Source organism: Polymorphospora rubra, assembly GCF_018324255.1.
Classification (GTDB): domain Bacteria; phylum Actinomycetota; class Actinomycetes; order Mycobacteriales; family Micromonosporaceae; genus Polymorphospora; species Polymorphospora rubra.
The window spans coordinates 2,722,090-2,734,420 of sequence record NZ_AP023359.1; the positions used below are offsets into that span (position 1 = coordinate 2,722,090).

General features: G+C 71.7%; 15 protein-coding genes. 5 read left to right on the forward strand and 10 right to left on the reverse strand.

What is annotated here, in order from left to right; all coding sequences use genetic code 11:
• Positions 1-25: 25 nt before the first annotated feature.
• Entirely contained in the window at positions 26-814 is a 789-nt protein-coding gene (locus Prubr_RS12560) for an alpha/beta hydrolase family protein (protein ID WP_212825084.1), read from the reverse strand.
• Between the two features lie 226 nt (positions 815-1,040).
• On the opposite strand from Prubr_RS12560, the gene Prubr_RS12565 reads away from it, so the two are divergent.
• Entirely contained in the window at positions 1,041-1,637 is a 597-nt protein-coding gene (locus Prubr_RS12565) for a bacterial proteasome activator family protein (protein ID WP_212825086.1), read from the forward strand.
• Positions 1,638-1,677: 40 nt separating this feature from the next.
• Here the strand turns inward: Prubr_RS12565 and Prubr_RS12570 are convergent, their stop codons facing one another.
• The 4 genes from Prubr_RS12570 to Prubr_RS12585 form a co-directional block, all read right to left on the reverse strand.
• Complete coding sequence (locus Prubr_RS12570) at positions 1,678-2,502, reverse strand: HAD family hydrolase (protein WP_212825088.1); 825 nt, start codon at positions 2,500-2,502, stop codon at positions 1,678-1,680.
• On the reverse strand, positions 2,502-3,323 hold the full coding sequence (locus Prubr_RS12575) for an HAD family hydrolase (RefSeq protein WP_212825090.1): 822 nt from the start codon (positions 3,321-3,323) through the stop codon (positions 2,502-2,504). The genes Prubr_RS12570 and Prubr_RS12575 overlap by 1 nt, the downstream gene beginning before the upstream one ends.
• A 149-nt stretch (positions 3,324-3,472) precedes the next feature.
• Positions 3,473-4,729, reverse strand: coding sequence for a serine--tRNA ligase (serS, locus tag Prubr_RS12580; RefSeq protein ID WP_212825092.1), 1,257 nt, complete (start codon positions 4,727-4,729; stop codon positions 3,473-3,475).
• Positions 4,730-4,845: 116 nt separating this feature from the next.
• On the reverse strand, positions 4,846-5,610 hold the full coding sequence (locus Prubr_RS12585; protein WP_212825094.1) for a hypothetical protein: 765 nt from the start codon (positions 5,608-5,610) through the stop codon (positions 4,846-4,848).
• Positions 5,611-5,688: 78 nt separating this feature from the next.
• Between Prubr_RS12585 and Prubr_RS12590 the strand changes: the two genes are divergently transcribed.
• From Prubr_RS12590 to Prubr_RS12600, 3 genes are all read left to right on the forward strand, one after another.
• Positions 5,689-6,117 (forward strand): OsmC family protein, encoded by a 429-nt coding sequence (locus tag Prubr_RS12590; protein WP_212825096.1) that lies wholly within the window; start codon positions 5,689-5,691, stop codon positions 6,115-6,117.
• A gap of 69 nt (positions 6,118-6,186) precedes the next feature.
• Positions 6,187-6,549 carry a metallopeptidase family protein gene (locus tag Prubr_RS12595; RefSeq protein WP_246568614.1) on the forward strand — a complete coding sequence of 121 codons (363 nt, stop codon included), beginning with the start codon at positions 6,187-6,189 and terminating at the stop codon, positions 6,547-6,549.
• Between the two features lie 89 nt (positions 6,550-6,638).
• The gene (locus Prubr_RS12600; protein ID WP_212825098.1) at positions 6,639-7,355 is read left to right on the forward strand and encodes an AIM24 family protein; all 717 of its coding nucleotides are present in this window, start codon (positions 6,639-6,641) and stop codon (positions 7,353-7,355) included.
• 25 nt (positions 7,356-7,380) lie between these two features.
• Here Prubr_RS12600 and pheA read toward each other — a convergent pair whose 3' ends face one another.
• The 5 genes from pheA to Prubr_RS12625 all read right to left on the reverse strand — a co-directional run bounded on the left by pheA (position 7,381) and on the right by Prubr_RS12625 (position 10,927).
• On the reverse strand, positions 7,381-8,337 hold the full coding sequence (gene pheA / locus Prubr_RS12605) for a prephenate dehydratase (RefSeq protein WP_212825100.1): 957 nt from the start codon (positions 8,335-8,337) through the stop codon (positions 7,381-7,383).
• A 9-nt stretch (positions 8,338-8,346) separates the two neighbouring features.
• Positions 8,347-8,919, reverse strand: coding sequence for a hypothetical protein (locus tag Prubr_RS12610; protein ID WP_246568615.1), 573 nt, complete (start codon positions 8,917-8,919; stop codon positions 8,347-8,349).
• Between the two features lie 86 nt (positions 8,920-9,005).
• Positions 9,006-9,392, reverse strand: coding sequence for an ACT domain-containing protein (locus tag Prubr_RS12615; protein WP_212825102.1), 387 nt, complete (start codon positions 9,390-9,392; stop codon positions 9,006-9,008).
• Positions 9,393-9,488: 96 nt separating this feature from the next.
• Complete coding sequence (locus tag Prubr_RS12620) at positions 9,489-9,950, reverse strand: PAS domain-containing protein (protein WP_212825104.1); 462 nt, start codon at positions 9,948-9,950, stop codon at positions 9,489-9,491.
• Positions 9,951-10,162: 212 nt separating this feature from the next.
• Positions 10,163-10,927, reverse strand: a complete 765-nt coding sequence (locus Prubr_RS12625; RefSeq protein ID WP_212825106.1) for a hypothetical protein — start codon at positions 10,925-10,927, stop codon at positions 10,163-10,165.
• Positions 10,928-11,093: 166 nt separating this feature from the next.
• Here Prubr_RS12625 and Prubr_RS12630 point away from each other — a divergent pair, with 166 nt between their 5' ends.
• Positions 11,094-12,323, forward strand: a complete 1,230-nt coding sequence (locus Prubr_RS12630; RefSeq protein ID WP_212827946.1) for an arginine deiminase — start codon at positions 11,094-11,096, stop codon at positions 12,321-12,323.
• The last annotated feature ends 8 nt before the right edge of the window (positions 12,324-12,331 follow it).

Consider the following 12,331-nt stretch of genomic DNA (forward strand, 5'->3'; position numbering starts at 1 on the left):
ACGCTGCGTCAATGCAAGTTGATCGTCAGTGCAGGGTCAGCAACCCGGCTGTGACCTCGAGCCAGGCCGCGGAGGCCGGATCGATGACTCCGAAATGTTCGACTTCGGGCAGTTCGACAAGGGTGATCTCGGCGCCGCGCCGGGTCAGCCGGTCGGCGTACCGTCGGCTGATCCCGATCGGCACCTGGACGTCGTCCAGACCGTGGATGATCACGCAACGTGACGCGGGCACGGGCAGCGCCGGGTCGGCCGGGTCCGCCAACGCGTAGCGGTCCGGCACCTCGTCCGGCCCACCGCCGAGCAGATCCGCCACCGCGCCGCCGTCGAGATCGAGCCGGTACGCCTCTGCCAGGTCGGCGACCGGGGCGAGGGCCACCACCCCACGCAGGTCGGCGGTACTGCGGGCGGCGTACCACAGGGCGAGATGCCCGCCGGCCGAATGACCGAGCAGGATCGGTGGCCCACCGGCGGCGACCCCGAGTTCGGCGACCAGCCGGGGCAGGGCGTCGATGCCGGCCGCGACGTCGTCGAGGGTGGTGGGCCAGCCTCCGTCGGGCTGTCCGGTGCGCCGGTACTCCAGCTGAGCGACCGGGTAGCCCCGGTCGGCCAGGTCGGCGGCGAGCGGACCGGTGTGGGTGCGGTCGTACTCGGCCCGCCAGAACCCGCCGTGGACCACCACCACGAGCGGTCGGACGGGGCCGCTCCCGGCCGGCAGCCGTACGTCGGCGACCTGGTCGGGGTGCCCGCCGTAGCGGACGGTCGCGTCCGGCGGCGGCGCCGGACGGCTGAGTACGGAACGCGGATCACTGGTCATCCCCCCATGGTCCCCGTGATCAGGGAGTACGTCGCGGGTGTCACCGGCGCGTCGGGGTATCCAGCCCCTGATCACCAGGATCATGGACCGGCCCCACCCGCGCCGGGTCGTCTGCCGCCGCTGCGCGAAGATGGGGTGATGACCGTGCCAGGCGCGCCCGGGCGGCAAGCAGGGGAGCGCCTGGTGGAGCGAAATGTCGCATGACCGAGCGAAGCGAGGGAACCGCATGACCGAGGAGCCCCGTACCCCCGAGGACAAGGACGAGGCCACCCGGCCGGCCGCCGGCCGGCCCTCTGCGGTCGTCGTGGTGGGACCGGACGGACGGCCCGTCGGCACGGTCGAGGCCGACGGCGAGGGCGAGGAGGACCCGGGCCGTCTCATCGAGCAGCCGGCGAAGGTGATGCGGGTCGGCAGCATGATCAAGCAGCTTCTCGAGGAGGTGCGTGCCGCGCCGCTCGACGAGGCCAGCCGGCACCGACTGCGGGAGATCCACCAGCGTTCGATCGCCGAACTCAAGGACGGTCTGGCCCCCGAACTGCGCGAGGAACTGGACCGGCTGTCGCTGCCGTTCGAGCAGGGCGCCACCCCGAGCGAGGGCGAGCTGCGGGTGGCGCAGGCCCAGCTCGTCGGCTGGTTGGAAGGGCTCTTCCACGGCATCCAGGCGACCCTGGTCGCCCAGCAGATGGCGGCCCGCCTCCAGCTCGAGCAGATGCGTCAGGGCGGCCGGGCGGCGCTGCCGGTCGGACCCGGCGGGGCCCAGATGATGCCGGGCATGCCCGGCGGCCCGCCGGCCGACGGCCACAGCACCGGCCAGTACCTGTAGCAGATCCGCCCGCCGCCGGCCGGTGCCGGCGGCGGGCCGGTCAGCCGGCGTCCGCGTCGGCGAGCAACTTCTCCAGGTACGCGGCCACGCCGTCCTCCTCGTGCGACAGCGTCACCTGGTCGGCGATCCGGCGTACGGCGGGATGGGCGTTGGCCACCGCGACCGCCGTGCCGGCCCAGGTGAGCATGGGTACGTCGTTGGGCATGTCGCCGAACGCGACCACCTCGTCGGCGGCGACACCGTAGCGGGCGCAGAGCCAGGCCAGGCCGGCCGCCTTCGTCACGCCGGCCGCCGAGATCTCGACCAGTCCCGAACGCGACGAGTGGGTGGCTTCGGCCAATCCGGCGAGCGCACCCGCGACCAGCTTGGCGAAGGCATCCGGATCCTGGTGTGCGCTGGCCCGGGCGAGCAGCTTCACCGCCGGCGCGGCCAGCAGGTCGTCGGGCAGGTCGGCCAGGCGGATCATCGGGTCGCCGTCCTCCCACAGCGTCGGCCAGGCCGCCTCGTGGACCATCCGCCGGCCGTCCTCGATCTCGACCGCGAACATCACCCCGGGAATCTCGGCCCGCAGCCGGTCGACCACCTCGGCCAGCAGGGCCGGGGCGAGCGGATCGGCGCGCAGGATCTCGTCGCCGACCGGGTCGTAGACCACCGCGCCGTTCGCGCAGACCGCCGGCAGTGGGGCGTCGAGCTGCGCGAAGACCACAGCCAGCCAGCGCACCGGACGCCCGGTGACCGCCACGACCCGGCTGCCCGCGGCCGACATCCGCTCCAGCACCTCGACGGTGCGGGCGCTGATCGTGCGGTCCGCGCGGAGCAGCGTGCCGTCGAGGTCGGTGGCGATCAGCCGGGGCAGCTTTCCCATCAACGGGACAGTAGCCGGTCCAGGTAGACGGCCACCCCGTCGTCGTCGTTGCGCAGCGCGACCTCGTCGGCCGCCCGCCGTACGGTCGGGTGGGCGTTCGACACCGCGACCCGGCCCCAGCCGGCCCATTCGAACATCGGCAGGTCGTTGGGCATGTCGCCGAAGACCAGCACCTCGGCCGGGTCGACGCCGAGCGCGTCGGCGACCACCGACAGGCCGCTGGCCTTGTCGACACCGGGTGGCAGGATCTCGATGAAGCCCAGGCCGGCCTGGGTGACGGTGGCGTGGGTCACCGGGATGACCCGCCGGGCGGCGTCGAGCAGCACGTCGACGTCGTGATCGGCGGTACGCGCGAACGCCTTGATCACGTCGACGGACAGGCACTCGGCCCGGCTGCGGGCCTCGAACCGCTCCGGATAGGGCCACGAGGGGTCGAAGTCGCCCCACAACGGCTCCTCGTGGCCGTCGAGCGCCTCCACCATCACGGTCAGCGGGCCGACCGCGTTTTCCAGTGCGACGAGGAGTTCGGTGAGCACGGCACCGCTGAGCCGCTCGTCGCGGAGCACGACCGGACTGGTCGGGTCGACCTGGTCGACGACCCGGCCACCACCGGCCATCACCAGGTAGTCCGCGGCGCGGATGTCGTTGCGGGTCAGTTCGGTCAGCCGCGGGCCGCGACCGGTCGCCCCGACGATCGGGATGCCGGCGGCGCGTACCCGGTCGAGGACCTCATGGGTGTAGGCGGAGACTGTCTCGTCGCTGCGGACGAGCGTCCCGTCGAGGTCGGTGGCGATCAGTTTCGGCAGCCCAGGTCGCGGCATGGCTCCTCCTTCACCGCCGGGGGCCTGGACCGGCCCTTCGCAGGCGTGGCTCCGGGCGGATCCGTCCTGCGACGGCGGGGCAGCAACCGTACCTCGCGCTCCGCGACGCAGCCATGACTTCTTGGCGAAGTACGGATCAACTGCGCACGTCACCGAGGTTCGAGTACGTCCTTCCCACCCACGTACGGCTGGAGTGCCTTGGGCACCCGCACCGAGCCGTCCGGCTGCTGGTGGTTCTCCAGGATCGGGATGAGCCAGCGGGTGGTGGCCAGGGTGCCGTTGAGCGTCGCCACCATCTGCGGGCGGCCGTCCTCGTCGCGGTAGCGGATGTTGAGCCGCCGGGCCTGGAAGGTCGTGCAGTTCGAGGTCGAGGTCACCTCGCGGTAGCGACCCTGCGACGGCACCCACGCCTCGCAGTCGTATTTGCGGGCCGCGCTGCTGCCCAGGTCGCCGGCTGCCACGTCGATGACCCGGTAGGGCACCTCGACCTTGGCGAGCATCTCCTCCTCCCACGCCAGCAGGCGCAGGTGCTCGGCGGCGGCCTCCTCGGGCCGGCAGTAGGAGAACATCTCCACCTTGTCGAACTGGTGCACCCGCAGGATGCCGCGTACGTCCTTGCCGTAGGAGCCGGCCTCACGGCGGAAGCACGACGACCAGCCGGCGTAGCGCAGCGGCCCGTCGAGCGGCAGGATCTCGCCCGAGTGGTAGGCGGCCAGCGGCACCTCGCTGGTGCCGACCAGGAAGAGGTCGTCGGCCTCCAGCCGGTAGACCTCGCTGGCGTGTGCGCCGAGGAACCCGGTCCCCTCCATCGACTCCGGCTTGACCAGCACCGGTGGGATCGCCGGGGTGAAGCCGTATTCGACCGACTGGGCGATCGCGAGCTGGAGCAGGCCGAGCTGGAGCAGCGCCCCGACCCCGGTCAGGTAGTAGAACCGGCTGCCCGACACCTTGGCGCCACGCTCGACGTCGATGGCGCGCAGCGCCTCGCCCAGCTCGAGATGGTCGCGCGGATTCGCCAGCTGCGGCCGCTCGCCGACCTCACGCAGTACGACGAAGTCGTCCTCGCCACCGGCCGGCGCGCCCTCCTGCACGATGTTGGGGATCGCGAGGTGTGCCCGGCGCAGCTCCTGCTCGGCCTGGCCGGCGGCGGCCTCGGCCGCCTTCACCTCGGCGGAAAGCTCCTTCGTCCGCGCCAGCAGCGCCGCCTTCTCGTCGCCGGTGGCCTTCGGCATCTGCTTGCCGAGCTGCTTCTGCTCGGCCCGCAGCGCCTCGAACCGCTGCACGGCGGCGCGACGCTCCTCGTCGGCGCGCAGCAGATCGTCGACCGCCGACTCGGACTCGCCGCGAATCCGCTGGCTGGCTCGTACGGCATCGGGGTCGTCGCGGAGCAGGCGCAGATCAATCACGGGTGCTGAGCCTACCGGTGTCCGCCGATGCGCTCACCGGGATATGTCCGTGGCGCGGCTGAGGGCCGCGACGTCGGTGGCGGACCCCCGTGCCGGTCGACGCGTGTCGCGGCCGGTCAGCGGGGTTCGCCGCGGTCCGGGCGGATGAACGGCGCGGCCGGGGCGACCGTTACGTCGATCATGGGCGCGTCGGGATCGGCCGGCTCCGGCGACCGGCGGGGGCGGCGCCAGGGCCAGTCGCCGACCGGGCCGGGTGCGGGCTCGGCCGGGGCGTCGTTCCGGTCGTCGCGGGCCGGCGCCGGACGTACGACGACGGGCGCGAGCCGCCCGATCAGGTAGAGGGTGAGCAGCAGCCCGAGGGTGCCGACGAACGCCATCACCAGCCCGCGCCCCTGCTCGACCTCGATGGATCCCTGGGGTGCGAAGTAGGAGCGGTCCACCGCCTGCTCGCCGACGGTCGTGGCGGCGACCAGGACGGCGAGGGTGGTGCCGCCGGCGGCGAAACCGACGACCCGGGCGTTGTGGCGCACCGGGCCGTCGCCGAAGAGGGCCAGCGCGGCGCAGCCGACGACCACGAAGACACCCAGGAGGTATCCGGCGCCGATGGCGTCCATCCGGACCAGTCCGGCGGTGAGGACCAGCGGCTCGCTGCCGATTCCTCCGATGTCCAGGGTGGCGACGACCCACTCGCCGGCGAACGAGGCGAAGACGGCCAACAGGCTCAGCCCGCCGACGACGGGGGCGAGCCGGTGATCCCGCCCGAGGGCGGTGAGCAGTCGGCTGACGCGGCTGCCGCCGGTCGGCTCGTCGTCCCCCCACTGCGCGACGGCCGGGGCGGCCCGGTGGTCGTCGGTCGGCGGCGTCGAGGAATCGTGGGACATGCGTTCGCCTTCCCGCGTCGGCGCGGTGGTTCGTCCGCATCGTCGCATCACCGGATCGTTTGGGCTAGCGTCGTGTTCATGCCTATTCGCACCGCAGCCGCCCGCTGGCAGGGGAATCTCACCGAGGGTTCCGGCACGATCCGCACCGGTAAGGGCGGCTACGAAGGGAACTATTCTTTCAAATCCCGCTTCGAGGAGGGTGAGGGCACCAACCCCGAGGAGCTGATCGGCGCCGCCCACGCCGGGTGCTTCTCGATGGCCTTCTCCAAGGGGCTGGCCGACGCCGGTCACACCCCCACCTCGGTCGAGACGACCGCGAAGGTCCACTTCGACAAGACCGAGGCCGGCATGACCGTCACCCGCATCGACCTGGAGACGGTCGGCGACGTGCCCGGCATCGACGAGTCCGAGTTCACCAAGCTGGCCGAGGCGGCGAAGGCCAACTGCCCGATCTCCCGCCTGCTCTCGCCCGGCGCCGAGATCACCCTGTCCGCGCGCCTGTCCTGACCGGCCCTCCCGGTGGTCAGGGCGGTTTGCTGATCACCGGGAGCACACGGTCGCGGCCCGGCAGGCACAATGGGGTCCGTGCCGGTCGAGATGAGCCGCGAGCGTTTCGAGGAACTGGTTTCCGAAGCCCTCGACGAGGTGCCCGAGGAACTGCTCGGTCTGATGAGCAACGTCGTCATCCTCGTCGAGGACGACACGCCGCCCGGTGAACCCGAGCTGCTGGGACTCTACGAGGGCCACGCGCTGACCAGCCGCGGCTGGGACTACGGCGGCGTGCTGCCGGACCGGATCACCATCTACCGCAACCCGATCCTGCGGATCTGCGACAACGACGACGACGTCGTCGAAGAGGTCGCGGTGACCGTCGTCCACGAGATCGCCCACCACTTCGGCATCGACGACGACCGGTTGCACGAACTCGGCTGGGGCTGAGCCGCCAGCCGCTTCGCCGCCCCGCCGGGAAGTTGCTTGCCGGTGCTGCCTACGCTCGGCTCAGAAAACCCTGACCAGGAGGAACCCTCATGCGCAGCGCGCTGTTCTCCGCGGAAAACCTGGAAAAGGCGTCGGGCCAGCCCGGCATGAGCCTGCAGAACCACAAGATGCTCAAGGTGTCGCTGAACGGCGAGGTGATGGCCCGCACCGGCGCGATGGTCGCCTACCAGGGGCAGGTCGAGTTCAAGGCCCTCGGGTCCGGCGGCGTCGGCAACTTCATCAAGAAGAGGCTCACCGGCGAGGGCGTGCCGCTGATGAAGCTGACCGGACGGGGCGAGGTCTACCTCGCCGACCTGGCGTCGAACATCCACCTGATCGACCTGGAGCCCGGCGATGCCCTGTCCATCAACGGGTCCAGCGTGCTCGCCTTCGACTCCACCCTGTCGTACGAGATCAAGATGGTCAGCGGCATGGGGATGCTCTCCTCCGCCGGGCTGTTCAACTGCGTCTTCACCGGACACGGCCGGATCGCGGTGACCACCAAGGGCGACCCGCTGGTGCTCAACGTCGCCCCCAACCAGCCCACGTACGTCGACCCGCAGGCGGCGGTCTGCTGGTCGGCGAGCCTCCAGACCGGCTTTCACCGCGCCGACCAGACCGGTCTCGGCGGCAACCTGATCGGCCGTACCACGGGTGAGGCGTTCACGATGAGCTTCGCCGGTCAGGGCTTCGTGATCGTGCAGCCGTCGGAGGAGGCGCCGGTCCGGGGGGCCGGCCAGCAGTCCGGCGGCGGCATGTTCGGCTGACGGGCGCCCCACACCGCGACGTGATTCAGGTCAGCTCGCCCGACCGTAGTCGGGCGAGCCAGGCCGCGGCGTCGGCGTAGTCGGTGTCCGACTGACCGGCCGGCGCCGGGACCGGTCGCTCGTCCGCCGTCGTCGGGAAGCGGTGCCGGGGGTACGACCCGAGGAACCGGACCTCCGCGCAGATCCGCCGCAGGCCCTGCAACGCCTCACCGAACCGGTTCTCGGCGACGTGCCCGGTGCAGTCGAGGAAGAACGCGTACCGGCCGAGGGCCTCGCCGGTCGGCCGGGACTCGATCCGGGTCATGTTGACGCCGCGTACGGCCAGTTCCATCAGCACCGCGAGCAGCGCGCCCACCCGGTCGTGGGCGATGTAGACGGCCAGCGAGGTCACGTCGTCGCCGGTCGGTGGCGGCGGCGGGCCGGGGCGGGAGACGAGCACGAAGCGGGTCACCGCGTCGCTGTGATCGGCGATCTTGTCGGCGAGCACGGCCAGCCGGTGTCCGGCGGCCCCGATCGGCGCGCAGATCGCCGCGTCGTAGGAGCCGTCGGCGGCACCCGCGGCGGCGGCCCCGTTCGAAAGCACGTCGACGACCTGCGCGTCCGGCAGGTGGTCGTGCAGCCAGCCGCGGCACTGGGTCGACGCCTGCGGGTGCGCGGCGATGGTGCGTACCCGGTCGAGACTCACGCCCGCCCGCGCGGCCAGCACGAACTCGACCGGCAGCACCACCTCGCGGGTGATCACCAGTGGGCTTCCGCCGGCGAGTTCGTCGAACGTCACGCCGACGGCGCCGCCGATGGAGTTCTCCAGCGGTACGAGCGCCGCGTCGGCGTCCCCGGCACGTACGGCGTCGAGCGCCTCCGGCACGCTGCGGGCCGGCGTACGATCACCGCGTTCGGCGGCCGGAATCGTGCGGAGGGCCTGCTCGGCGAAGGTGCCCTGCGGGCCGAGGTAGACGAAACGGGTCGGTGGTGTTCCCGGCATGGGCCCAGCCTACGCACCCGTCAGCGGTGGCGTTCCCGCGTCGCAGGCCAGGGTACGGATGCCGGCCGGTGCGGTCGCCCGTACCTGCGCATTGCACACGTCGCTGCCGGCCGTGACCAGGATCAGACTGGCCGCCCGCCCGGTGGAGACGACCTGCATCGGGGAGCCGCCCCGGCCCGGGACGGTCACCTCCACCACCGTGTACTGCCAGGTGCCGGCGCAGACGGGCTCCCGCAGCACCCGCAGGGTGGCGTTGGCGCGCAGCAGTCCGGGCGACCGGCGCAGCAGGTCGGTCACCTGGGCGCCGGACGGGTTGCCGGCGCAGTTCACCGCCGTGAATCCGCCGTACGTCGGCGACGGTGTGACGGTCGGCGGGACCGGGCTGCCCGGGGTGGGCGGGGTGGTCGACTCCACCGGTGGTCGGCTGCCGTCGGCACCCGGGGGGCCGGTCGGGGTGGACGGTGTCGGCACCGGTACGCCCGGAGGGGGCCGCAGCTCCGGCGGGGTGCCGCAGCCAGTCAGCAGCACGGTGCCGGCCAGCACGCAGGCCAGGGTGGCGGTGAGGCGCGGCACGCGGGGCACGGACCGGTTCCTTGACATAGGCGGACGTCATTGTGTGGGGCGGGGGCCGAGCCCATGGTAGGCGGTAGGTGCACGCGACGGGAAGATCAGGTTGCGATGCGGTGTCCGGTGTGGGTGAGCGTGGCCAGCGCCTCGGCGAGCCGTACGGACGGCACCAGCAGGTAGTCGGTGTCGTACGTCGAGAAGGCGAGGATGTTGACCCGGGCGTCGGCCAGCGGGGTGACCAGGGACGCGAGGATCCCGGTCAGCGCGAGATCGAGCGGGCCGACGACCCGGAAGCAGCGCCACGGGGTCTCGGCGGTCGCCTCGGCCGGCACCAGGTCTGCCCGGCAGATGATGGAAACCTCGTCGGCGGTCCAGGTCACCGACACGACGCCGCCGTCCGGCCCGCCGACCAGATCGGCAGGCAGCGATGACCCGGCCGGCAACCGACACACCGCGTATTCGTCCGGCAGCAGGTCCAGGTCCAGCATGATGGGAACACTACGGTCCACCGGGCCCGCTCCCAACTCCGTGGCGATGCGGTGATCGCCACACTCGTCGCCTCAGGCGTGGTGTGCGGACGCTGGTCAGACCGGCGAGAAGAAGGTGAGTGAACCGGCGACCGCTCCGCCGACCGACAGTGGAGTCGCGATCGCGTCGACGGTCGCGACGTTCTCGCCCGAGCTGTCGGACTGCACGCGCAGCAGACCACGGGCCAGCCGGCCGGAGGTCAGCGCGAGCAGCGGCGGGATCTTGTCGATCTCGGTCTCGGTCAGCTCACCCCGGGCCGCGGTGAAGTCGACCAGTCGCAGCCTGCCGTCGAGCAGCGCGAGCCCGACCGTCTCGGCCGGTGTGCCGAGCCCGAGCAGGTCGCAACACGACCTGGAGACGGCGGTGATGGTCGTTTCCAGGTCGATGACCAGGCACGGTTCTGCCGCGTGCGACACGGTCGCCGACCAGAGCCGGAGACTGTCGTCGACCGCCAGCTCGGCCGGTGTGCGGCTGGATGGCGTCAACGCCTCGGTCAGCTCGAGCTCGACGTGTGCCACCGCGCCTCCCATGCACCTTGCCGGATCACCTCGCCGAATCAGCCGTAGGCGGATCCGCGGAGTCAACCGACCCGCAACGTTAGCCGATCGTGACACTCCCGCCGACCCGTGCCTGCCCGGAGCAACCGCGGCGGGGGAGGTCACCGTGGCTGCCGCAGGCAGGCCAGCGCTTCGAGTCCGATCGATGGGCGCGGGTGGTGTTGGCGCAGACGTTACCGGCGCGCCGCGCTCTTGTCAGCGGCCGTTCGGCCGCCCTCGTACCACCGGTAGTCGGCGGCGGACCGGTAGGGCGCGTTCAGCCAGGTCGATGGGTGCCGGGCGACCGTGGACAACTTCTCGGCCGTCGCGGCGCTGATCCGGCTGCCGCCGGCGACCAACAGGCGGTCCAGTTCACGGTGGGTGGCCACGAGGCAGTCCTTGGGCAGGCCGTAGACACTGATGACCCCGGAACCGACGAAGGTCAGCACGGGGGTGACCGGAATGGTGTGCCCGGTCGCCGCCGACATGGCCTTGCTGGCCCGCTTCGCGTCCCGCCGGGCCTGGCCGACGTAGGTCGGCCGCTTGCCGTTGATCTGCACCACGTCACCGGCGACCATCACCCGGGACCGCCCGTGATCGGCGATGGTGACCGCGAACAGGCCGCTCGGACCGATCGCGAGGAAACCCGCCCGGTCGTCGTGGCTGCGGTCGGTGTCGAAGATCTGCGCCTCGGGGGAGTCGGTCCGCGGCCAATCCACCACGTGCCACGACGGCCCCAGGTGGTCGAGGCGGTTCAGCGCGCGGGCCCCGGCGGCTTCGACGCGACGGGCGTCCCGCTCGGCCCGGCGACGGCGGGCCCACTCCATCGCGGTGGGGCGGACCGCGGCCAGCCCTCCCGGCGACGACGGTGGCGACTTCTCGCTATTGGTGGGCAGAGCCCGCTGGCGAGGAACGGCTCGCTGCACTGGTGCACCCGAACGCGCAGGAAAGACAGTCATCTCTTCTCGACCTCCGGCAAAAGGTCCTCTGAGTTGTGATACCACTACCCTACGTGGTGACACCGTCTGTCGGGCAAGGCCCAAAACCGGAGTGAGTGAGGATGAATGCCTCATTCACCCCACGCCTCTTTTGCCAGATAGTGCCAACGCAAGGTCCTACGCTGCCATTGTGACCCATTACGTCGACAGTGAGGTTGGGCGGCTGAGCACCGTCCTGTTGCATCGGCCCGGCCGCGAACTCGCCCGGCTGACCCCGCGGAACAACGATGACCTGCTGTTTGACGCCATACCGTGGGTTGGTCGCGCCCAGGAGGAGCACGACGCCTTCGCGGCGGCGCTGCGCGCCCGCGGCGTAGAAGTGCTGTATGTCGCAGAATTGCTCGCTGAGACACTGGCCGTGCCGGCGGCCCGAGCTGAGCTGACGGAGATCATACTCGCCGATCGGCGGCTCGGCGACACCCTGAGTCGAAGAGTTTCCGACCATCTGGCGTACCTTGATCCGACCGGGCTCGCCGACATCCTCATCGCCGGACTCGCCCGGCACGAGCTGCGGACCAGTTGGGACCGGCCGGGCGGCCTCGTCCACACCCTCATGGACGAACACGACTTCGTGATCGATCCGCTTCCCAACCTGCTGTTCACCCGTGACTCGTCGGTCTGGGTCCGCGACCACGCCGCGGTCACCAGCCTGGCCATGCGCGCCCGGCGCCGGGAGACCACCCTGCTCGACACCATCTACCGGCATCATCCACGCTTCGGCGGGACGCGGTTCGCGTACGAGCCCGGGCTGGAACCGCTCGAGGGCGGCGACCTGCTCCTGCTCGGCCCCGGCGTCATCGCGATCGGAGTCGGCGAACGGACCACGCCCGCGGGCGCCGAACGGCTGGCCCGCCGGGTCTTCGCCGCCGGGCTGGCCCACACCATCCTGGTCGTGCCGATCGCGCAGGAGCGCGCCACCATGCACCTCGACACGGTCTGCACCATGGTCGACGTCGACGCCGTCCTGATGTATCCCGCCATCGCCGACACCCTGGTCGCCTACACGGTGATCGCCGGCCCGGACGGTGAACCGCAGGTCGACGGGCCGGCCCCCTTCCTGCGGGCCGCCGCCGACGCGATGGACATCGACACGCTGCGGGTGATCGACACCGGACTCGACCCGGTCACCGCCGAACGCGAACAGTGGGACGACGGCAACAACACCCTGGCCATCGCCGCCCGGCTGTGTGTGGCGTACGAGCGCAACATCGAGACCAACGCGCAGCTCGAGCGGGCCGGGATCGAGGTCATCCGGATCCCCGGCTCGGAGCTGGGCTCCGGCCGGGGCGGTCCGCGATGCATGTCGTGCCCGATCGTCCGGTCACCGCTCGCCCTGCCGGCCGGGTCGGCAGGCTGAGCCGGCCA